The 21,906-nt window shown below is 65.0% G+C and carries 20 protein-coding genes; 15 read left to right on the top strand and 5 right to left on the bottom strand.

The window, feature by feature from the left end:
- Positions 1-56: 56 nt before the first annotated feature.
- Positions 57-1,046 carry a fumarylacetoacetate hydrolase family protein gene (locus tag LRX76_RS12220; protein WP_231805605.1) on the top strand — a complete coding sequence of 330 codons (990 nt, stop codon included), beginning with the start codon at positions 57-59 and terminating at the stop codon, positions 1,044-1,046.
- Between the two features lie 45 nt (positions 1,047-1,091).
- Positions 1,092-1,751, top strand: a complete 660-nt coding sequence (gene maiA / locus LRX76_RS12215; RefSeq protein WP_231805590.1) for a maleylacetoacetate isomerase — start codon at positions 1,092-1,094, stop codon at positions 1,749-1,751.
- Between the two features lie 45 nt (positions 1,752-1,796).
- Here the strand turns inward: maiA and LRX76_RS12210 are convergent, their stop codons facing one another.
- Positions 1,797-2,930, bottom strand: coding sequence for a PilT/PilU family type 4a pilus ATPase (locus LRX76_RS12210; protein ID WP_231805588.1), 1,134 nt, complete (start codon positions 2,928-2,930; stop codon positions 1,797-1,799).
- A gap of 94 nt (positions 2,931-3,024) precedes the next feature.
- On the opposite strand from LRX76_RS12210, the gene LRX76_RS12205 reads away from it, so the two are divergent.
- From LRX76_RS12205 to LRX76_RS12150, 12 genes are all read left to right on the top strand, one after another.
- Complete coding sequence (locus LRX76_RS12205) at positions 3,025-3,408, top strand: DUF4398 domain-containing protein (protein ID WP_231805586.1); 384 nt, start codon at positions 3,025-3,027, stop codon at positions 3,406-3,408.
- Entirely contained in the window at positions 3,405-4,289 is an 885-nt protein-coding gene (locus tag LRX76_RS12200) for an OmpA family protein (RefSeq protein ID WP_231805584.1), read from the top strand. Before LRX76_RS12205 ends, LRX76_RS12200 begins: the two co-directional genes overlap by 4 nt.
- A 420-nt stretch (positions 4,290-4,709) precedes the next feature.
- On the top strand, positions 4,710-4,856 hold the full coding sequence (locus tag LRX76_RS12195) for a hypothetical protein (RefSeq protein ID WP_231805581.1): 147 nt from the start codon (positions 4,710-4,712) through the stop codon (positions 4,854-4,856).
- A gap of 11 nt (positions 4,857-4,867) precedes the next feature.
- Positions 4,868-5,086 carry a YdcH family protein gene (locus LRX76_RS12190; protein WP_231805579.1) on the top strand — a complete coding sequence of 73 codons (219 nt, stop codon included), beginning with the start codon at positions 4,868-4,870 and terminating at the stop codon, positions 5,084-5,086.
- A gap of 194 nt (positions 5,087-5,280) precedes the next feature.
- Entirely contained in the window at positions 5,281-6,651 is a 1,371-nt protein-coding gene (locus LRX76_RS12185) for a pyridoxal-phosphate dependent enzyme (RefSeq protein ID WP_231805577.1), read from the top strand.
- Between the two features lie 534 nt (positions 6,652-7,185).
- Positions 7,186-8,382 carry a cystathionine gamma-synthase gene (locus LRX76_RS12180; RefSeq protein WP_231805575.1) on the top strand — a complete coding sequence of 399 codons (1,197 nt, stop codon included), beginning with the start codon at positions 7,186-7,188 and terminating at the stop codon, positions 8,380-8,382.
- Positions 8,357-9,178 (top strand): ABC transporter permease, encoded by an 822-nt coding sequence (locus LRX76_RS12175; RefSeq protein ID WP_231805573.1) that lies wholly within the window; start codon positions 8,357-8,359, stop codon positions 9,176-9,178. Before LRX76_RS12180 ends, LRX76_RS12175 begins: the two co-directional genes overlap by 26 nt.
- Complete coding sequence (locus tag LRX76_RS12170; RefSeq protein WP_231805571.1) at positions 9,168-10,529, top strand: ABC transporter ATP-binding protein; 1,362 nt, start codon at positions 9,168-9,170, stop codon at positions 10,527-10,529. The genes LRX76_RS12175 and LRX76_RS12170 overlap by 11 nt, the downstream gene beginning before the upstream one ends.
- Before the next feature lie 37 nt (positions 10,530-10,566).
- On the top strand, positions 10,567-14,043 hold the full coding sequence (locus LRX76_RS12165) for a class I SAM-dependent methyltransferase (protein WP_231805569.1): 3,477 nt from the start codon (positions 10,567-10,569) through the stop codon (positions 14,041-14,043).
- An 11-nt stretch (positions 14,044-14,054) separates the two neighbouring features.
- Positions 14,055-16,256: a hypothetical protein gene (locus LRX76_RS12160; RefSeq protein ID WP_231805567.1), complete on the top strand. Its 2,202-nt coding sequence runs from the start codon at positions 14,055-14,057 to the stop codon at positions 16,254-16,256.
- Positions 16,253-16,714 (top strand): GtrA family protein, encoded by a 462-nt coding sequence (locus tag LRX76_RS12155; RefSeq protein WP_231805564.1) that lies wholly within the window; start codon positions 16,253-16,255, stop codon positions 16,712-16,714. Before LRX76_RS12160 ends, LRX76_RS12155 begins: the two co-directional genes overlap by 4 nt.
- Positions 16,711-17,550 carry a glycosyltransferase family A protein gene (locus tag LRX76_RS12150; protein WP_231805561.1) on the top strand — a complete coding sequence of 280 codons (840 nt, stop codon included), beginning with the start codon at positions 16,711-16,713 and terminating at the stop codon, positions 17,548-17,550. The genes LRX76_RS12155 and LRX76_RS12150 overlap by 4 nt, the downstream gene beginning before the upstream one ends.
- A gap of 17 nt (positions 17,551-17,567) precedes the next feature.
- Here the strand turns inward: LRX76_RS12150 and LRX76_RS12145 are convergent, their stop codons facing one another.
- The 4 genes from LRX76_RS12145 to LRX76_RS12130 all read right to left on the bottom strand — a co-directional run bounded on the left by LRX76_RS12145 (position 17,568) and on the right by LRX76_RS12130 (position 21,180).
- Positions 17,568-18,533 carry a glycosyltransferase family 2 protein gene (locus tag LRX76_RS12145; RefSeq protein ID WP_231805559.1) on the bottom strand — a complete coding sequence of 322 codons (966 nt, stop codon included), beginning with the start codon at positions 18,531-18,533 and terminating at the stop codon, positions 17,568-17,570.
- The gene (locus LRX76_RS12140; RefSeq protein ID WP_231805557.1) at positions 18,523-19,215 is read right to left on the bottom strand and encodes an NAD-dependent epimerase/dehydratase family protein; all 693 of its coding nucleotides are present in this window, start codon (positions 19,213-19,215) and stop codon (positions 18,523-18,525) included. The genes LRX76_RS12145 and LRX76_RS12140 overlap by 11 nt, the downstream gene beginning before the upstream one ends.
- Positions 19,216-19,383: 168 nt before the next feature.
- Positions 19,384-20,331 carry an electron transfer flavoprotein subunit alpha/FixB family protein gene (locus LRX76_RS12135; protein WP_231805555.1) on the bottom strand — a complete coding sequence of 316 codons (948 nt, stop codon included), beginning with the start codon at positions 20,329-20,331 and terminating at the stop codon, positions 19,384-19,386.
- Between the two features lie 102 nt (positions 20,332-20,433).
- Positions 20,434-21,180 carry an electron transfer flavoprotein subunit beta/FixA family protein gene (locus LRX76_RS12130; RefSeq protein WP_231805553.1) on the bottom strand — a complete coding sequence of 249 codons (747 nt, stop codon included), beginning with the start codon at positions 21,178-21,180 and terminating at the stop codon, positions 20,434-20,436.
- Positions 21,181-21,416: 236 nt separating this feature from the next.
- On the opposite strand from LRX76_RS12130, the gene LRX76_RS12125 reads away from it, so the two are divergent.
- Positions 21,417-21,906 (top strand): GDP-mannose 4,6-dehydratase (locus LRX76_RS12125; RefSeq protein ID WP_231805551.1); only part of this gene is annotated, 490 nt, incomplete at its 3' end.

Raw genomic sequence — 21,906 nt, 5'->3', positions numbered from 1 at the left:
GCGAGGGCGCGCGGCTGCCTACAATCGCCGGCTCTCCGCTCAATCCCGGTTGGCCCATGAAGCTCGGATCCCTCAAGGAAGGCGGCCGCGACGGCACGCTGATCGTGGTCTCCCGCGACCTGTCGCAGGCGGTGCGGGCCACCGCCGTCGCGCCGACCCTGCAGCGCGCGCTGGAGACCTGGCAGGACACGCAGCAGCGGCTGCAGGCGCTGGCACGGGCGCTGGAGGACGGTACCGCCGCGGGCGCGTTCGCGCTGGAGGCTTCCGCGCTGGCCGCACCGCTGCCGCGTGCCTACGAGTTCGTCGACGGCAGCGCCTACCTGCCGCATGTCGAGCGCGTGCGCCGCGCGCGCGGCGCCGAGGTGCCGGCCAGCTTCTACACCGACCCCTTGATGTACCAGGCCACCAGCGCCGCCTTCCTCGGCCCGCGCGACGCGGTGAAGGTGGCCAGCGAGGACTACGGCATCGACCTGGAGGCGGAGATCGTGGTGGTCACCGACGACGTGCCGATGGCGGTGACGCCGGCCCGGGCCGGCGGCCACATCCGCCTGGTCGGGCTGGTCAACGACGTCTCGCTGCGCAACCTGATCCCGGGCGAGCTGGCCAAGGGCTTCGGCTTCCTGCAGTCCAAGCCGCGCTCGGCGCTGTCGCCGGTGTTCGTCACCCCGGACGAGCTCGGGCCGGCCTGGCACGGCAACAGGCTGCACCGGCCGCTGCTCACGCATGTCAACGGACGCTGGTTCGGCGCGCCCGAGGCGGGGGAGGACATGCAGTTCGATTTCGCCCAGCTGCTGGCCCACGCCGCGCGGACCCGGCCGCTGGAGGCGGGTACGCTGGTCGGCTCGGGCACCATCGCCAACCACGACACCTCGCGCGGGGCCTCGTGCCTGGCCGAGCTGCGCACCGTGGAAACGCTGCGCGACGGCCAGCCGTCCACGCCGTTCCTGGGTTTCGGCGACGTGGTGCGGATCGAGATGCTCGACGCCGCCGGCGCCAGCATCTTCGGCGCGATCGAGCAGCGGATCGAGCCGCTGCCGCAGCCGTGATGCCAACCGGCGGCCGCGGCCCGGTCCCGCCCGGGACACGCCGGCATGGCTGACGAGCGCCTGCGGCTTTACGGCTACTGGCGCTCGAGCGCGGCCTACCGGGTCCGCATCGGCCTGGCGCTGAAGTCGCTCGAGTACGAACCGGTGCCGGTCAGCCTGGTGCACGGCGGTGGCGAACAGCGCCTGCCGGCCTACGCCCGGGTCAACCCGCAGCAGCTGGTGCCCGTGCTGCGCCACGAGGGGCAGGTGGTCCGCCAGTCGCTGGCGATCCTGGAGTACCTGGACGAACTGTGGCCGGCGCCGCCGCTGCTGCCGCCCGATGCCGCCGGCCGCGCGCGCGTGCGGGCATTGGCGCAACTGGTCGCCTGCGACATCCACCCGCTCAACAACCTGCGGGTGCTGCGCTTCCTCGAAGAACGCTGGGACGTGCCGACGCCGCAGCGCCAGGCCTGGATCGCGCACTGGATCGGGATCGGCCTGCACGCCTTCGAACAACTGCTGGCCGATCCGCATGCCGGGCGCTTCTGCCATGGCGACGTCCCCGGCCTGGCCGATTGCTGCCTGCTGCCGCAGCTGTACAACGCGCACCGCTTCGACGTCGACCTGACGCCGTATCCGCGGATCCGCCGGATCGAGGCGCACTGCCTGGCATTGCCGGCCTTCGCCGCCGCCCGGCCGGAGAACCAGCCCGACGCGCCGGCCTGACCGGCGCATACGCCACGACCGGGCTTCACGCCCGTACGCGAACCCTCAGCCGAAGCCGTGGCTGATGCGCGGGGCGCTGGCGCTGTCGTAGTCGGCGTACGGGTCGTGCTCGCCCGGAGCGCCCTCGGACAGGCGGAACTTCAGCGCCAGGCCGTCGCGCGAGTCGGCCGCGCGCAGCGCTTCCTCCTGCTCGATCTTGCCCTGCTTGACCATGCGGAACAGGCACTGGTCGAAGGTCTCCATGCCCTCCTCCAGCGAGTTCTCCATCGCCTGCTTGATCTCGTGCACCTGGCCGCGGCGCAGCAGGTCGCGGATCACCGGGGTGTTGATCAGCACCTCGGTGGCCGGCAGCCGGAGCCCGTCGCTGCCCTTGACCAGGCGCTGCGAGACCACTGCGCGCAGGTTCAGGGCCAGGTTCATCAGCACGTTCCTGTGCGCGTTCTCCGGGAAGAAGTTGAGGATGCGCTCGATGGTCTGGTCGGCGTTGTTGGAGTGCAGGGTGGCCAGGCATAGGTGGCCGGTCTCGGCGAAGGAGATGGCCGCCTCCATGGTCTGCGCATCGAGGATCTCGCCGATCAGGATCACGTCCGGCGCCTCGCGCATGGCGTTCCTCAGCGCGTTGTGGAAGGCGTGGGTGTCCAGCCCGACCTCGCGCTGGTTGACGATCGACTGCTTGTGCCGGTGCAGGTACTCGATCGGGTCCTCGATGGTGAGGATGTGGCCGGTGGTGGTGCTGTTGCGGTGGTCGATCATCGACGCCAGCGAGGTCGACTTGCCCGAGCCGGTCGATCCGACCACCAGCACCAGCCCGCGCGGGGTCATGATCACGTCCTTGAGCACCTGCGGCAGCTTGAGCTCCTCGATGCTGGGGATCTTGCTGCGGATGGCGCGGATGACCATGCCCACCTCGCCGCGCTGCTTGAACACGTTGACGCGGAAGCGCCCGGCGTCCTGCAGGGCGATGGCCATGTTGAGCTCCAGTTCGCGCTCGAACTGCGGCACCTGGCCCTCGTCCATCAGCGAGTAGGCGATCTTCTTCACCATGCCCGGGGGCAGGCCGGTGCTGCCCAGCGGGTACAGCTTGCCCTCGATCTTGATGTAGACCGGTGCCCCGGTGGTCAGGAACATGTCCGAGGCGTTCTTTTCGGTCATCAGCTTCAGGAAGTAGCCGATATCCATGCGCAATGGTTCCCCAACGATCGGCGGCGTCCCGTTGCAAGCGCGCCGCTGGCTTCCGACAATGGCCGTGCACCGAACTTCGGCACGACTCCCCATGAATCCAAGCTTCGCACAAATGCGCCGGTCCCTGTACGTGATCGGATGCGCATCCGCGCTGTCCTTCGCCGCCCCGGCGCAGGTCCTGCCTCCCGAACTGCTGGCTGCCGAGCAGGCGGTGGCGCGGGCCGCGCAGGCCGATGCCGACCAGTACGCCCCGGACCTGCTGGCCCAGGCCCGGCAGGGCCTGGAGAATGCCCAGCGGGCCGCGCTGGACCGGCGCGAGCGCAAGCAGGCGCCGGTGCTGGCCCAGCGTGCCGCCGCCGACGCCGACCTGGCGCGCAGCCGCAGCGAGGAGGCGGTGGCCAGCGCCCAGCTCGAGCAGCGCCGCGCCGAGGTGCGCCAGTTGCAGCGCACCCTGGGTACGGGAGAGACGCCATGAAGTTCCGTCACGCCTGCCTGCTGGTCGCGTTGGCGGCCTCGCCCGCCATCGCCCTGGCCGCCGATGACCCCGCCGTCGCCCAGCTCACCCAGCGCCTGGGCGCGCTGCAGGCCGATCCGCAGACCGCCGACGCGGCGCGCTACGAGCGCCTGCAGGCGCAGCAGGCCATCGCCACGCTGGCGCAGGCCAAGCGCCGCGACCTCGACAATGCCCGCTACCTGGCCGAGCGGCGGGTGGAGATCGCCGAGACCAGCGCCCGTACCGCCGTGCTGCGGCAGCAGCTGGCGCAACTGGAAGGCACCCGTAACGACCTGCTGCTCGAGGCCAGCCGCCGCGAGGCGACGCGCGCGCGCCAGGAGGCCGAACGGCTGCGGGTGCAGGCACAGATCCAGGCCGAGGAGGCCGAGCGCCTGCGCCAGGCCACCGAGGCCGAGACCCTGGCCCGGCAGGACGCCGAGCAGGCACTGACCAAGGTGGCCGGACAGCAGACCGCCAGGCTCGGCGCGGCCCAGCAGAAGGCCGCGCAGCTGGCGCGCGAGGAGGCCGAACTGATGGCCGGCAGCAAGTTGCCGGCCTCGCGCTTCGAGTCCCGCGGCGAGGTCTTCACCTTCGCTGGCGCCGCCTTCGGGTCCGGCAGCGCGACGCTTTCGGCCGAGGCCAAGGGCCAGAGCCAGGCACTGGCGCAGTACCTGCAGATCGGCAAGAAGGGGCGGGTACGGATCGAGGCCTACGACGGCAATGCCGGCGTGGCGCAGAAACGTGCCGACGCCCTGCGCGACGCCCTGGTGGCCGCCGGGGTGAGCGCAAGCCGGCTGCAGGCCAGCGGCAAGAAGGCGGCTGCGACCAGCGCGCGCAGTGCCGAGGTGGTGATCGCGCCCTGATCGCCGCTGCGGTCGATCGGCCGGCTCTGCTCCCGCTCGCGGAGCAGCGCGGCCTTGCGGTGGCGGTGGCATGCAGTGCCGGAGGGGCCTGGGACTTGGTCCTGACGCCCTGTGGAGGACCTCCTGCGGCTTTCTCCAGCCAGCATGAATGGCGGGCGCCTCATGCCGTGCGGCCATTGCCGCGATGCAATGCCAGGCTTCGTCGCGATCGGCTGGCGGACGTCTTCCAGGGCTTTCTCAAGTAATTGATTTAACGAATAATTCATTGATATTTGAGGGTTTCGGAAGACTGCCCTGAACCCCGCCGCGCGTGCCGCCGGCAGGACGTGATCGTTGCCCTTGCCGGATGCGACGGGGAGGGGTAGGGTCGGTTATCCGGGAGGCGTTCAAGGCCTTCCGGATACGACGGAGGGCCCAGCGATGAACCAGCGGTACGAATCGGAGCGCAATCGCCTGTTGTTCGAGGGCATTGCGGCCGATGACGAAGCGCTGGCATTCGGCTTCGGGCCCCTCTCCCAGGCAACGCCCCGTGCCGTGCAGGCATGGGGCGTTCTTGTTTTTGGCTGAAGGAGGTCAACATGTTCGAAGGGCAACCACAATCCGAGATCGACGCATTGGTCAAGGCCGATCCCGAGTTCAAGCAGCTCTACCAGCGTCACAAGACCCTGGACAAGAAGTGCATGGATGCCGAGCTTGGCGTGCTTCCCATCGACGCGGACACGCTTGCGCAGATGAAGCGCGAGAAACTGCTGGCCAAGGAGCGCCTGCAGCGGCTCTACGATCAAAAGGTGAACTGACTCCCCCCGTTCGACAGACAGCTGGACGATTTCATCGCCGCAGGCGATGGCAGCCTCCTCGTCGGCTGGCCATCGTCGGCGGCGAATTCTTGACGGGCGCCGTCCATTCCGTCCCAGGACCTGACTTCCGGGTGCCGTCGCGCCGATAATGTCCCACTCATGCCGACCGTCGGCGCAAGCATGCATTGGTGAACATGGCTATCCATTCCTCGGTACTCGAACTGATCGGCGAGACCCCCATCGTCAAGGCGCAGCACCTGGACACCGGCGTGTGCGAGCTGTACCTCAAGCTCGAGAACAGCAATCCCGGCGGTTCGATCAAGGACCGTATCGGCCTTTCGATGATCGAGGCGGCGGAGAAGCGCGGCGATCTCGTGCCCGGCGCGACGCTGGTGGAGGGCACCGCCGGCAACACCGGCCTGGGCCTGGCGCTGGTGGCGCAGCAGAAGGGCTACCGGCTGATCCTGGTGGTGCCGGACAAGATGAGCCGCGAGAAGATCTTCAACCTCAAGGCGATGGGCGCCGAAGTGGTGCTGACCCGCTCCGACGTCGCCAAGGGCCATCCCGAGTACTACCAGGACCTGGCCGCGCGCATCGCCGCCGAGACCCCCGGGGCCTACTTCATCAACCAGTTCGGCAACCCGGACAACCCGGCCGCGCACGAGTTCGGCACCGGCCCGGAGATCCTGCGGCAGATGGACGGCGAGCTCGATGCCATCGTCTTCGGCTGCGGCAGCTCGGGCACCATGACCGGCCTGTCGCGCGCCTTCGCCAAGCTCTCGCCGGACACCGAGCTGGTGCTGGCCGACCCGGTCGGCTCGATCCTGGCCGAGTACATCAACGACGGCACGCTGAACGAGAAGTCCGGCAGCTGGCTGGTGGAAGGCATCGGCGAGGATTTCCTGCCGGCGATCTCCGATTTCAGCCGGGTATCGAAGGCCTACGCGATCACCGACGCCGAGAGCTTCCACACCGCGCGCGAACTGCTGGCCAGGGAGGGTGTGCTGGGCGGCTCGTCCACCGGCACCCTGCTGGCGGCCGCGCTGAAGTATTGCCGCGAGCAGACCGAGCCCAAGAAGGTGCTGGTGCTGGTCTGCGACACCGGCAACAAGTACCTGTCGAAGATGTACAACGACTACTGGATGCTGGACAACGGTTTCCTCGAGCGCCCGCAGTACGGCGACCTTCGCGACCTGATCCTGCGCCCCTACAGCCAGCGCGACACCGTGGTGGTCGGCCCCAACGATGCCCTGACCACCGCCTACCAGCGCATGAAACTGTACGACGTGTCGCAGCTTCCGGTGATGGACGGCAGCGAACTGGTCGGCATCGTCGACGAAAGCGACGTCCTGCTGCACGTGTACGGCGACGAGGCGCGCTTCCGCGACCCGGTGTCCACCGCCATGGTCAGCAAGCTCGACCGGCTGGACGTGAAGTCGCCGATCGAGGCGCTGCTGCCGGTGTTCGACCGCGGCCAGGTGGCCATCGTCATGGACAGCACACAGTTCCTGGGCCTGATCACCCGCATCGACCTGCTGAACTACCTGCGGCGGCGGGTGCAGTAGGCGCGGGTTCCTGGGCGCCGTCCCGGCATGGGCGGACTGGCATCCGTACGGGAAATCTCGCCGCTGTGACGCGCGCGGTGCTTGGAATGTACGGCTGCTGGCGCGCCAGGGCGCCCTCGGAGCTCGGTTCGGGGCTTGCGCGCCAAACCTTGTGTCTCGGTGTCACAGCAGCGGCGGGAGGTGAGTTTTCGGCAGCCGATGCGCCTCATGGCAGCCGAAACGCTTCAGCTGAATGGCTAGATCATGGCTGGTCATCCAAGGACGTCCGGGCCGATCGCGACGACATCCATGGACCTCCGCCTGCCCGTGACGATCAATCAATACTTTTCCGGGCAGCAGTGCGGTACAGGCGGGAGCGGCGGCGGCTTCGGTGCGCAATCCCCGATGCCGGAGACATCCCGCTTAGGGGCACAGGAACGGGCTGCCGACTGGTGCCGGAGCGTCGCCGGCGAGGCCGAGACCGGCATTCACGCGGCATAACGCTCCGCCCGGCACCCGCTGCTAGAATCCCAGCCTTAATTCTCGGAAGTATCCATGTCGGACCCAAGCAATCGCAGCCAGGACGGCGAGCGCGCATTGGCGCTTGCGACCCTGGCGATCCACGGCGGCCAGTCGCCTGATCCCAGCACCGGCGCGGTCATGCCGCCGATCTACGCCACCTCGACTTACGCCCAGTCCAGCCCGGGCGAGCACCAGGGCTTCGAGTACTCGCGTACCCAGAATCCCACCCGCTTCGCCTACGAGCGCTGCGTGGCGGCGCTGGAAGGCGGCAGCCGCGGCTACGCCTTCGCGTCCGGGATGGCCGCCACCTCCACCGTGATCGAGCTGCTCGACAGCGGCGACCACGTCGTCGCCATGGACGACCTGTACGGCGGCAGCTTCCGTCTGTTCGAGCGCGTGCGCCGCCGCAGCGCCGCGCTGGACTTCAGCTTCGTCGACCTGACCGACCCGGCCGCCTTCGAGGCCGCGATCACGGCCAAGACCCGGATGGTGTGGATCGAGACCCCCACCAACCCGATGCTGAAGATCGTCGACATCGCCGCCATCGCGGCGATCGCCCGCCGCCGCGGCCTGATCGTGGTGGTCGACAACACCTTCGCCTCGCCGATGCTGCAGCGTCCGCTGCAACTGGGCGCGGACATCGTCGTGCACTCGGCCACCAAGTACCTCAACGGCCACTCGGACATGGTCGGCGGCATCGCCGTGGTCGGCGACAACCCGGAACTGGCGGAGAAGCTGGCATTCCTGCAGAACTCGGTCGGCGCCATCCAGGGCCCGTTCGACAGCTTCCTGGCCCTGCGCGGCCTGAAGACCCTGCCGCTGCGGATGAAGGCGCACTGCGACAACGCCCTGGCGCTGGCGCAGTGGCTGGAGAACCAGTCGATGGTCGACAAAGTCATCTACCCCGGCCTGCCCAGCCACCCGCAGCACGAACTTGCCAAGCGGCAGATGCAGGGCTTCGGCGGCATCGTCTCGATCGTGCTCAAGGGCGGCTTCGACGCGGCCCGGCGCTTCTGCGAGCGCACCGAACTGTTCACTCTGGCCGAGTCGCTGGGCGGCGTGGAGAGCCTGGTCAATCACCCGGCGGTGATGACGCATGCCTCGGTGCCGGTGGAGCGTAGGGAAGCGCTCGGCATCAGCGATGCGCTGGTGCGGTTGAGTGTGGGGGTGGAGGCGGTGGAAGATCTGCAGAACGATCTGCGGCATGCGCTGGAGCAGACGGTTACCTGAAATGGGAATCTTCTCTGTATTTGGCAGATACCGCTCGCTGGCCTTTGAGCTGACACAACGTGAAATTCTCGGGCGCTATCGCGGTGCCAGTTTCGGGCTGATGTGGTCATTAATCAGTCCATTCCTGATGCTGTTGGTTTATACGCTGGCATTCGGCTTCATTATGAAAGGGCGTTGGCCGGGTTCCTCCGGCTCAACCACGGATTTCGCGTTGATCCTGTTCGCCGGCCTGATCGTGCACGGTTTCTTCGCCGACTGCTTCACCCGTGCCCCGCAACTGATCATCAGCAACACCAGCTACGTGAAGCGCGTCGTGTTCCCGTTGGATATCCTGGGCTGGAGCGTGGCGTTTTCCGCGTTGTTCCATCTTTTTATGAACATCGTGGTGCTGCTGCTGCTTCACCTGTGCGTCAAGGGCAGCATCCCGGCAACCGCCATACTGGTGCCGCTGGTGCTGCTGCCGTTGGTCATCCTTACCGTCGGCGTGTGTTGGATCGTTTCAGCGCTGGGCGTGTACCTGCGCGATATCGGCCAGATTGCCGGCGTGATCGCCACCGCCATGCTATTCCTGTCCTCGGCCATCGTGCCGCTGGAGTCGGTGCCGGATAGCTATCGCATCGTGTTCGAACTCAATCCGCTGACTTTCATCATCAATCAGGTGCGTGAGGTGGTGATCTGGGGACGCTTCCCGGACTGGATCGGTCTGGGCATCTACACCCTTATCGCCTGCGTGATAGCCCTAATCGGCCATCGTGTATTCAACAAGCTGCGCGTGGGGTTTGCCGATGTGCTCTGACCGGGCCGATTCGGACGTGGTAATCGACGTACGGGGGGTCGGCAAGAGTTACCACATGTACGAGCGCCCCTCGCACCGTCTGTGGCAGGCGCTGGCTGGCAAGCGCAAGGCCTACTACAAAGATTTCTGGGCCTTGAGGGGTGTGAGCTTCAGCGTGCGCCGTGGGCAGACAGTCGGCATCGTCGGCCGCAATGGTTCGGGCAAGTCCACCCTGCTGCAGATGATTGCAGGTACTCTGACCCCCACCGAAGGCAGCATCCAGGTCAAGGGCAGGGTTGCTGCGCTGCTGGAATTGGGCAGCGGCTTCAACCCGGAGTTCACCGGCCGCGAGAACGTATATCTCAACGCGACGATTTTGGGACTGACCCGTCCGCAGATCGATGCGCGCATGGGCAGCATCCTCGCCTTCGCCGACATCGGCGAGTTCATCGACCAACCGGTGCGCAGCTACTCCAGCGGCATGTCGGTGCGCCTGGCCTTCGCAGTGATCGCCCACGTCGACGCGGATATTCTGATTATCGACGAAGCGCTGGCGGTGGGCGATGCGTTCTTCTCGCAGAAATGCATGCGCTTCCTGCGCGAATTCCAGAAGAATGGCACGCTCCTGTTTGTCAGCCACGACGCCGCTGCAGTGACCAATCTCTGCGAGAACGCGGTGTGGCTACAAAACGGCCAGATGCGCCTGTCCGGCACCTCGCAGGAGGTGGTGGAGTCGTATATGACCGAGCAGCATGTAGTCGGGCGCCGCGAAGTCGGCAATGAGGAAGTGGTGGTGACCCGCAAGGCGCCCCGCCGTGCCGATGCCAGTGCCGCCGATTTTCGTCAGCAGGCATTGCGCGAAGCCGGGGTTTGCAATCGAATCGCGCTGTTCGAATTCGACCCGGACAACGTCGGCCAGGAGTTCGGTGCGCAGGGTGCACGCATAGTCGATGTTCGCCTTGCCGACGCTGATGGTAATCCGATACTGATGTTCGAAGGCGGTGAGCTGGTTCGGCTGGAAATTCGTGTAGTCCTGGAACAGGCGCTGGACAACCTGATTGTCGGCTTCTATGTGAAGGATCGGTTGGGCCAGCGACTGTTTGGCGACAACAGCTATTTCGCATGCAAGGACGTACCAGTGGGTGGACAGCCGGGCGAGACCGTTGTTGGATCGTTCCTGTTCCGCATGCCAGTGATGCCGTCCGGCTCCTACATGATCGATGCCGCCGTCGCCTCTGGCGACCAGCATGATCATACCCAACAGCACTGGATCCATGATGCGCTGGAGTTCCGTGCGATTGACGAGACCATGCGGTTCGGTCTGTTAGGCCTGCCGATGCTAGAAATCACGCTGGAAAAACATGATGCATGAGCGGTCAGGGCTTCATGCCGACCTTAAGGAATCAACGATGGCAGCGATGGGTGAATTGACTGACGGCATGCCGGCTGATCCTACGATTCCGGTTTTCAGCAAACATGCGATGTTCATGCTCCCCGAGTTCCTCGAGAGCTCCGGTTGGCTGGAGCACGTGCCTTTTGCCTTCTGGATCATCCAGGCGCACCGCCCTCGGTCGCTGGTCGAACTGGGTACGCACCGGGGAATCTCGTATTTCGCGTTCTGCCAAGCGGCGAAGTTGTTGGGCGTACCGGTTCACTGCCGCGCTGTGGATACCTGGGAGGGTGACTCCCAGGCGGGCTATTACGCGCAGGACATCTATCGCAGCGTGGTCGAACGTAACGAGCGCCACTACGCTGATTTTTCCACACTTTTAAGAATGACGTTCGACCAAGCACTGGATGAAGTGCCGGATGGGACGGTGGACCTGCTGCATATCGATGGCCTGCATACCTATGAAGCGGTTGCACATGATTTCACTACTTGGCTGCCGAAGATGTCCGAGCGCGGCGTGGTGTTGTTCCATGACACCAACGTTCACACTGAGGGGTTCGGTGTGCAGCGGTTCTTCGCTCCGCTGCGTGAACGCTACCCTAGCTTCGAGTTCCAGCATGGCAACGGATTGGGCGTGATCGCGGTCGGCTCGGAAATCAACGAATCGATGGCTGCCCTGTTCGCTTGTGCCGATGTGGTATCTGCAAAACGCGATGTGCTTGCAGCATTCTCGCGCTTGGGTGCTGCGTGTGCCGATCGAGTTCAGGTCGAGACGGCTCAGGTTGAGGCGGTCCAGCTGTCCGAAGAGAAGGATCGGATCTACAAGTGGGCACTCTCGCTCGAGGCCGATCTGGTTACCTCTCAAGGCGACTACCGTCGATTGGAGGGAGAGTTCCAAGAACGAACCCGTTGGGCGTTGGAGCTAGATAAGGTCGTCCAAGGAATGAGCGGGAGAGATACCTTGGATGATCTCCATTCGCAGATCGTGCAGTTGCAGGAGCAGAATGCCAGAGAGAAGGCGCGGGTCGCACGTCTGGAATCGGCGATGGGTGTGATAGATGAGACCCGTAGCCGCCTACAGGCGCAGATCACGTCGGCCTCCGGCTTCACGGACGTGGCGCGCGCCGAATTGCAGCAGCGCCGCCAGCAGATCGAACAGTTGATGCAGCAGTCCGGGGTTTCTCATTCGCCGATCCAGCCTGACACTACCATTGAGGGTGAGGGGAGAGAAATCTCGGCGCTGTTGGCATCCTATTGCGCAGAGCTACAGTCGCTGCAGGACTTGATCGGCTCGTTGGTCCGCTCGCGCTCCTGGCGCATCACCAGGCCGCTGCGCTTTGCCGGGCGTGTCCTGCGTGGCGAGTGGCGTGTGGTGCTGCAGTCGTTGCGCGCTTCCGGCCTGGCGCAGCACCCGTTGCTCAAGCCGATGGCACCCATGGCCAAGCGCATGCTGCTGCGACAGGGCGAGTCGGCGCCGGCGCCGCTGGACGGCCTGTTGCTCGAAGACGCCAGATGCAACCCGCAGGCGATCTTGGAGAGCGTGCGCTTCGCCGACTTTCCCAACCCGATGGTGAGTATTGTCATCCCCACCTATGGCAACTACGAACAGAGCCTGGCCTGCGTGGCCTCCATCGCACGTGTTGGAGCGCACGTGCCGTTCGAAGTGCTGGTGTTGGAGGATGCCTCCGGCGATGCGAAGATCGGCGCGCTGGCCAGGATTCCCGGACTACGCTACCACGCCAATTCGAAGAACCTGGGTTTCCTGCGTTCCTGTAACCAGGCTTTGACCCTGGCCAGGGGCCGCTACGTCTATCTGCTCAACAACGACACCGAGGTCCGCCCGGGGTGGCTGGATGCCTTGGTCGAGGTGTTCCAGTCGCATCCGGATGCTGGTTTAGTCGGTTCCAAGCTGGTCTATCCTGATGGACGGCTGCAGGAAGCCGGTGGCATCGTCTGGGTCGATGGTAGTGCCTGGAACTTCGGACGCCTGCAGGATCCGTCGCGCCCGGCCTACAGTTACATGAAGGAAGCCGATTATGTGTCCGGCGCTTCGATCATGCTGCCGCTGGACCTATTCCGCGAGCTCGGTGGCTTCGATGAGCATTTCGCACCGGCCTACTACGAGGATACCGACATTGCCTTCCGCGTACGCGCGCGCGGCCTGAAGGTCTACCTGCAGCCGGAATCGGTGGTGGTGCACTATGAAGGTGTCTCTAGCGGCACTGATGAAGGCAGCGGGGTGAAAGCCTGGCAGGCGATCAACCGTGACAAGTTCTTTGAACGCTGGCAGGTGACGCTGCAGGAAGGACAGTTCGCCAACGGCGAGAACGTGTTCCTGGCCCGAGACCGTTCGCGCGCCAAGCGCCACGTGCTCGTGGTTGACCATTACATCCCGCAGCCAGACCGTGACGCGGGATCGCGCGCGACCTGCCAAGTGTTGCAGACGCTCGTGCAAGAGGGTTGCCAAGTCACGTTCTGGCCGGCCAATGCCTACTATGACGCAGAGTATGCTTTGCCGCTGCAGCGCATGGGTATCGAGGTGATGTACGGTTCCGAATGCGTGGGCGCCTCCGGCTTTGATGCGTGGATGGCCGAGCATGGGCGTTACCTCGATGTGGCGATCCTGAACCGGCCGCACATCTCCATCGAACTGATGGACAGCGTGCGCCGCCATGGCAATGCGAAGCTTGTCTACTACGGCCATGATATCCATCACCTGCGCATGCAGCAGCAGTTGGCATTGAAGGCCGACGAAGAACTGCAGAGGGAGATGGAGCGCTTCCGCGAGTTCGAGCATACGCTATGGCGTCAGTCGGACGTGGTGCTGTATCCCTCGGCTGAGGAAACCCATCACGTGCGCGATTGGTTGTCGGCCAATGTGCCTGGCTCCGTTACGCGTGCCGAGACCATTCCCCTGTATGCATTTGAGCAGATTGATGCTGTGCCGGGTCCGGAGCAACGGGCAGGCATCTTGCTGGTGGCCGGCTTCGCGCACGCGCCCAACGTGGATGCCGCCCTCTGGTTCGTCAACGAGGTGCTGCCGCTGGTCGATCGTGAGATGCCGGGCATGCGCGTCAGCCTGGTGGGCTCCGATCCGCGGCCTGAAGTTCTGGCACTGGCGTCCGAGCGCATTCAGGTGACCGGCTATGTCAGCGATGCGCGTCTGGAAGCGTACTACCAGCAGGCGCGGATATCCGTGGCGCCCTTGCGCTTCGGTGGCGGGGTCAAAGGCAAGATCCTGGAGAGTCTGCGCTACGGCGTGCCGTGCGTCACCACGTCCGTTGGCCTGCAGGGGCTGCGCGAGGCGGAGGTCTTCATGCGGTTTGCCGACGAACCGCAAGCGCTGGCCGACCATATCCTCGCGCTGCTGCGGGATGATGATCTGTGGCTTGCGGTCTCCGCTGCCGGGCAGGCCTTCATCCGCAACGGCTACTCCCGAGAAGCGCTGTGGTCGGTGCTCGACTCGGCCACTACGTCGCGAAGGGGGGGCTCGTGACGATCGTGGCTATGAACACCCCGATGAACCAGCATCGCACCAATCTGGGTGGCTGCGTGGTGGTTGCCGTCTTGGTGATGCTGGTAGCCGTGCTCCACTTCTCCGGCGTTGCGATCCTGCACGGACCAGACGCGGACGATGTGCTGGTGCCTATGTATTTCGATATCAGTCGTGCGATCGGTGAGCATGGTCTGTTCGCCGGCATGTACGACTCTGGGCTGGTTGCCGGCCTTTCCTACTGGGGCAGTCCCAGCTTCCATCCCCTGTATCCGTTCTACTTCAACTGGTTGGGCAGCGACGTCACCATTGTCGACACCCTGGACCGCCTGAAGCTGGTCTTCTTCATCCACATGGCCATCCAGGCGGCCGGCACCTACCTGCTCGGCCGTACCATCGGCCTGCGCCAGTGGGTGGCCATCGCGGTGGGCGTGGGTGCGCCCTTCCTGCCCGCATTCCAGAGCGTTTCCACCTGGCCACCAATCAGCGCTTCGCTAGCCTGGTTGCCCTGGGTGATGTTGTTCCAAGTCCGCATCTACCGGCAGGGTTGGTCGCCGCGGTCCGCACTGGGTCTGGCTGCGTCTGTCTCCCTGCTCATCTACGCCCAACCCGCACAGAACCTGGTGCTGGCCTTCGTGGGATCGGCAGTATTGGGCTTGGTGTACAGCGCGATGGTGCTGCGCCGGTCTGGACGCCAGCAGGGCCTTGCTCTGCTGCGCCCTATCTACGCATCGCTTGCTTTGGCCGCAGCGATCATCGTCGTGGCCTGCTATCCATATCTGTCCGGTGTCATGGACTTCCACAGCGACTCTATCCGTTGGCTGGGGGATGGGCGCGACATCAGTGGCAAGGACAAGCTGCCGCTGTCGGCACTGATGGCCCATGCCCTGGGGGGCAAGGCACTGTTGGCTCCGTTCGCGTTTGCTTCGCAGTTCACGCAGGTCGTGGGCAACCTCTACGTTGGCGCGCCGCTCGCCCTGGCGTGCATCGCCTATCCGTGGGTATTCCGGCGCAGGCCGTTGATGATGGGTCTGCTGGCATCGATCGCGGTGTCGGCTGCGTTTTGCTTCGTCTTCGTTAGCTGGCTGCTATACATGCTGCCGATGGCCAATAAGGTGCGCGAGGTAAACTGGTGGTCCTGTTATGTGGCTGCTCTGGCCCTGCCGGTGGGTGCGCTATGCCTACAGCGGCTGCTGCGCTTGCTTGGCCGTGTCCGCCAAGCAAGCCGGCGTCCCTGGCACGACCTGGTGCTGGTAGCCATCCCGGTGCTGGTGCTGGCTGGGATCGTAGTTACCGGTGAATTCCGCTGGCAGGTTTTTGTCGCAATTGCGATGGCCACGCTGCTCTGGGTTGCGATGCGAGTCGGTCGTGCATTTGCACCAGCTGTCATCGCGGTAGTCGTGCTGGCGTGCGTGGCCATTCCTTTCGTCAGTGCCGAACGGCCCTCGCTGGGCCAGTCGATGATCTTGCGGAGCGATCGTGTCGAACAGCGTCACGCTATGGCGGCAGTGTTCGCGGCCTTGCCGGATTCGCAGGGGTACCGGATCAAGGTGAGCGAAGCGTTCAATGACTACAAGGTGCTGACCCATCAGTTGGCAAACCTGGGCGCACGCGGCATCCGCGGCGATCTCAATCCGCAGAGGCGTTCCAAGTTCGAACTTCTGTACTTCCCCAATACCGCCGTTTCCCGTCTTTACGGCATCCGCTACCAATTAGTGCCAGCCGGAACGGAAGGGGCGAGCGAGGTGATCGGGCCATACGCGCTGCTGGAAGATAAATCAGCGTTGCCCCGCCTGTTCCTGACCAGCGGCGGACTGCAACTGGTCCCATCGCCGGCCGCTGCACTGCAGGGCGCCAATGGTGACCAGGTTGAACATGTCTACGCGCGCAAACGGGACATGGCAGGGTTGGGCGTGGATGTGGGCCTCCTGCAGCGGGGGGCCTTCCAGCCCACCTTGGTGCCGACCTGGAAGAACACGCCGGTGATGATCGAGGCCATCGTCGAGACCGGAGGGGCAGCATTGCTGATCCTCAATGAAGACGTGGAAGGGCGGTGGTACGCCGTTATTGATGGACAGGTCCAGCGCGGGGTGCCCATCAACGGCTTCCAGACCGCGTTCGCCGTCCGCGATGCCGGCAAGCACAGCATCGTCATCCGGCGCCCGGCGACCCTAGCTGGTACGCTGGCTGGCCTACCGGTCGGCCGCGAACCGTGAGCGTGCCCTTGCCACGCTCCGGCCCGCCAGGCCCGCTGCAGCGGCTGATCAAGGATCAGCGGGTGCTGTTCCTGTTGGTCGGCGGTGCCAACACCGCCTTCAGCACCGCCCTGTTCGCCGGTCTAGTGCTGCTGCTGGGGCCGGAGGTGCCCTCCGTAGTCAGCCTGGGTGTTGCCTGGGTGGTATCGCTGGTTCTGGTGTTCTTCGTGTACCGGCGGCTGGTCTTCCGCGTCACCGGCAATGGTTGGCGAGATTTCCTACGCTTCACCAGCGTCAATGTCGGCAGCCTGCTATTGAACATGGGCGCGCTGGCACTGCTGGCGGATGTGCTGGGCCTGCCGCCGATCCCTGTCCAGATCGCCATCACCGTGCTGGTGGTGATCTTCAACTATGTTGGCCACAAGTATTTCTCGTTCCGGCGCAGGCCGAAGCAACCTACCGCGGAGAAGAAGGAATGAGCCCTCGCGTCTCGGTCGTCGTGCCCGCCTACAGGAACGTGGAGTACCTCGCGCAGACCCTGGATTCGATCCTGGCGCAGGACTACGAAGACTTCGAGCTGGTCGTGGCCGACCATTCCTCCAACGACGGTAGCGACACGCTGCTGGCCCGTTACGCGGATCACCCCAAGGTGCGCGTGCTGAGCCCGACGCCCATCGGCGGCGGTGCCAAGGCCAACTGGGACCGGGTAAGCATGGCCGCCCGTGGCGAACTGCTGAAGCTGGTGTGCGGAGACGACCTGATCGCGCCCAATGCACTCAGCCGCCAGGTCGCGGCGATGGATGCGCACCCGTCGGCGGTACTGGTGGCCAGTAAACGCGATCTCGTGGACGCGCATGGCAAGGTGGTGATCGCTGCGCGCGGACTAGGTACGTTGCAGGGGCTGGTCAGCGGACGCGATGCGGTGCGTGCGTCAGTGCTGGCCGGGACCAATCTGTTCGGCGAGCCGGGTTGCGTGATGTTCCGGCGTGAACTGTTGGTACGAGCGGGCGGCTGGGACAACTCGCACCCTTACCTCATCGACCAGGCCAGCTACTCGGCTATCATGCTGCAAGGCGACATGGTGGCGCTGCGCGAGAGCCTGGCCAGTTTTCGCATCAATGCTGGGCAGTGGAGCGTGCGGCTGATGAATGACCAGGCGCAGCAGGCCATCGACTTCCACAACGCGCTGGCCACTGCGGATCCGGAATTGCTGCCGCCGATGACGTTGCGCCTGGGCAACCTCAAGGCCCGCCTGATGGCGCACGCACGGCGCCTGGCCTACCTGTGGCTGAGACGTCGGATGGGCGCGGCCTGAGGCCGCGCACATGCAGGTCAGGGGCGATCGTCTTCGTGCCGGCCTTCCATGTTGGTGGTGTGGCCGATGATGTACTGCGGCCGGTTGTTGATATTTAGCAGTACGCGGCCGGTGTATTCGCCGATCACGCCGAGCGCCAGAAGCTGCAAGCCTCCCATGAACAGGATTGTGATGATCAGAGATGGCCAGCCGACCGCCATCTGCGGGCTGTGCAGTTTCTGCCAGAACACGACCACGGCCAGTGCGAACGCGACGCACGATGCGAGCACGCCGGCTAGAGAAACGAAGCGCAGCGGCATGATGGAGAAACTCGTGGCCATCTGCAGCCACAGCGAAATCGACTTGCCCAGGCTGTAGCCAGAGCGGCCGTCGCTGCGCATATGGTGCTTGCCAATGATGGTCGCGATACGTTTGGGGCTGGTGCTCTGCAGCAGCAGGCCATCGAGGTAGACGAAGGGACCCTGGTAGCGGCGCGCTTCCTCTCCCAGTTCGCGCACGAAGCCGCGGAAGGGTGACAGGTACAGGCCTTCGGGCTTTTTCAGCAGCCGCGCGGCGACCATGTCGTTGAACCGGCTGCCGGCGCGTTTCCATAGCGCATGCTTGCGACCTTCGAACTGCACATAGCACAGGTCCGCACCATCGCGCAGGGTCTGTAGGATGCGCGGGATATCGGCCGGATCGTGCTGCAGGTCATCATCCATGGTGACGATGTAGCGGCCCTTCGCGAAGCCAAGCCCGGCCATGATCGCATTATGCTGGCCGGCGTTCCGGCGCAGGTCCACGCCCCGTAGCCAGGGATGTTGCCGGGCCTGCTCGCGGATCACCGACCATGCATCGTCGGGGCCGGAATCGTGGACCAGCACGACCTCGAAGCCATCCGCGCCCAGTTCGGGCATCAGCATCTCTTCCAGGCGACGGACCAAGTTGGGCAGGATCGAGGCACTGCCGTAGACGGGAATGACGACGGAAAGTTCAGGCTTCATGGCGGGGGGCGTAGTACTTCTGGAGCACGCGGAGCGGATAGCTTGGCCCAAAATCGATGCCGATGTCGCGAGCTATCTGTTCGGACCGGGCGCTGTCGATGGCCATTGCTTCGCCACGATCCACCAAGACACGATGCGCACGGCGGCCAAGCACCTGCTCGAATAGGTCGACGATGCGCGGCATGGGCAGTGACCAAGGGGAAGCGATAGTCACTATAGGCGGCACCGTTCTGCTGTCCAAAATGTGGGTGGCAATGGCGGCGACATCGTCGATGTCTATTAGATTGCGTTGTGCACCTGCCCATAGCGTCAACTGGCGTTCCTGCAAGATGCAATCGCGTATGAAGTTAGTCAGGGTATTCGGGTTACGGGTATGTCCGACCACCTGTGGCAGGCGCAACACCGTACCGTGTCCGGAATCGACAACCAACGCCTCCATCGCACGCTTGTGTTGGAAATAGGACGAATGCTCCAGCGTGTTTACAACGTTGCAGCTACCGAAGTAGACCAACCGACAGTGACTTCTTTCCAGTTGCTCGACTAGCATCGCGCGTTCACGTGCGAACGCCGCGGGGTTGGTCTCGTTGGAATTGGAAACGCCCGAAGCGAAGATGACGGTAGTCCTGTCTTCTTCGTAACGTGGTGCAAAGGCACGTGCGACCAGTCCGGAGCCGATGATCATCGGATATAGACCGCTAGCCCAAAATGCAAGGAAACCATTTGCATGTCTATGGTTATGTCAATAGGGCCAAGGCTCACGAAGCCGACGGCGAGAAGCATACGTAATGCATTGCTTTGCCAGCGAGCATCGGTTGATCAGCAGTTGTTGTCTTGGTCTCGTTGTAGGTATTCAGCTGAGTCCCTTTTCTAGTTCAGGCAGGATTGTGAACAAATCCCCGACCAACCCGATATCGGCGATCTCGAAGATCGGCGCCTCGGCGTCCTTGTTGATTGCCACGATGGTGCCGGCGTCCTTGATGCCGGTCAGGTGCTGGATGGCGCCGCTGATGCCCACCGCCACGTACAGCTCCGGGGCGATGATCTTGCCGGTCTGGCCGACCTGCAGTTCGTTGGGGACGTAGCCGGCGTCGACCGCCGCGCGCGAGGCGCCGACCGCGGCGCCGAGCTTGTCGGCCAGTGCGTAGATCACCTTGAAGTTTTCCTCCGAGCCGACGCCGCGGCCGCCGGAGACCACGCGCTTGGCGCTCTGCAGGTCAGGACGGTCGCTGCTGCCTGCGGCCAGGCCGAGGTAGCGGGTGTTCGTGGGCAGGTCGGCGGCCACCGACGCGGTCTCGATGGCGGCGCTGCCGCCCTTCGCCGCTTCCGGCCAGGAGGCGTTGCGCACGGTGGCGACCACGACCTGGTCGGCCGGCGCTTCCACGGTGACGATGGCGTTGCCGGCGTAGATCGGGCGCTTGAAGGTGTGAGCGCCTTCGACCGCCATCAGTTCCGAGACCTGGTTGACGCCGAGCAGTGCGGCGACCACCGGCATCAGGTCCTTGCCGAAGGTGGTGGATGGGCCGAACACGTGGGTGTAGCCGTTGGCCTTGACCAGCTGTGCGACCTGAGGCCCCAGCACCTGGGCGATGGCATGCTCGTTTGCAGGATTGGCAACGCCCAGCACGCGGGCGATGCCGGCGATCTGCGCGGCCTCGGCAGCCACGGCGGCGGGATCCGCGGCCAGCACGGCGATGTCGATGACTTCCGGCTTGAGCGCCTGCGCGGCGCTGACCGCCTTGGCGGTGGCGGAGTTGAGCTTGCCGCCCTGGTGTTCGGCGATGACGAGGACTTTGGACATGATTGTGGAACTCCGGTCAGTTCGCGTGCGCGACAGAAACGGGGAAGGCGGCCGATGCCGGCGCTCTCATCCCGGTTCTCTCCGCAGGCGGGGAAGGGGGGATCAAAGCAGGCCCTTGGCCTTCAGCGCGGCTACCAGCTCGGCGGCGTCCTTGACCATCACGCCCCTGCTGCGCCCGCTCGGCGGCGCGTACCGGGTGGTCTTCAGTTCGGGGCCGGCGTCGACGGACAGGTCGGCCAGTTGCAGCGTTTCCAGCGGCTTGCTCTTGGCCTTCATGATGTCCGGCAGCTTGATGAAGCGCGGCTCGTTCAGGCGCAGGTCGGCGGTGATCACCGCCGGCAGGTCCACTTCCAGCGTCTCCAGGCCGGCATCGACTTCGCGGATCACGGTGGCCTTGCCATCGCTCACTTCCAGCTTGCCAGCGAAGGTGGCCTGCGGACGGCCCCACAGCGTAGCCAGCATCTGCCCGGTCTGGCTGGCGTCGTCGTCGATGGCCTGCTTGCCCAGGATCACCAGGTCCGGCTGCTCCTTCTCGACCAGCTTGAGCAGGGCGCGGGCGGCCGCCAGCGGCTGCACCGGCTGGTCGCTGACCACGTGGATCGCGCGGTTGGCGCCCATGGCCAGGCCGTTGCGCAGATGCGGCTGGGCGTCGGCCGGGGCGATGGTGGCCACCACCACCTCGGTGGCGATGCCCTTGTCGCGCAGGCGCAGGGCTTCTTCCAGCGCGATCTCGTCGAACGGGTTGGGCGAGAGCTTGACGCCGTCGGTGATGACGCCGGAGCCGTCCGGCTTGACCTGGATGCGGACGTTGTAGTCCACCACGCGCTTGTAGGCGACGAGGATTTTCATGGGTTGCGAGATCCTTCGGCAGTGCGGGAAGGCCCGGCCGCGGCGGCTGGCTCGGGACAGTAGCCGATTCTAACGGTCGCCACGGCTCCGTGCGACAGCGTACGGATGTCGCGTCGGCACGCCCGAGGGCAGTCGTCCGAGGCGCGAAACAAGCGCGAACGCCTTATCCTTGTGTGTTCATCGACCGCGGAGACGGTCGTGGCAACATCGTCGGATTCAACTAAAGGAGAATGCGTGTGCCAACCTGGCTCGTAACCGGCGGTGCCGGTTTCATCGGCGGCAACTTCGTGCTGGAGGCGGTGGCGCGCGGCGTCCGCGTGATCAACCTCGACGCGCTGACCTACGCCGGCAACCTGGACACGCTGGCCTCGCTCGAGGGCAACCCGGACCACGTGTTCGTGCACGGCGACATCGGCGACCGCGAGCTCGTGGCCCGGCTGCTGGCCGAGCATCGGCCCGACGCGGTGCTCAACTTCGCCGCCGAGAGCCATGTGGACCGCTCCATCGACGGTCCCGGCGCGTTCGTGCAGACCAACGTGGTCGGTGCCCTGGGCCTGCTGGAGGCGGTGCGCGACCATTGGAAGGCGCTGCCGGCCGGCGCGCGCGAGGCGTTCCGCTTCCTGCACGTGTCCACCGACGAGGTCTACGGCACGCTGGGGGCCACCGGCAAGTTCAGCGAGACCACCCCTTACGCGCCGAACTCGCCGTACTCGGCTTCCAAGGCGG

The sequence above is a fragment of the Stenotrophomonas sp. MMGLT7 genome (assembly GCF_021168555.1).
Classification (GTDB): domain Bacteria; phylum Pseudomonadota; class Gammaproteobacteria; order Xanthomonadales; family Xanthomonadaceae; genus MMGLT7.
Note: the sequence above shows the minus strand (reverse complement) of the source record. Positions and strands in the feature narration are given on the sequence as shown.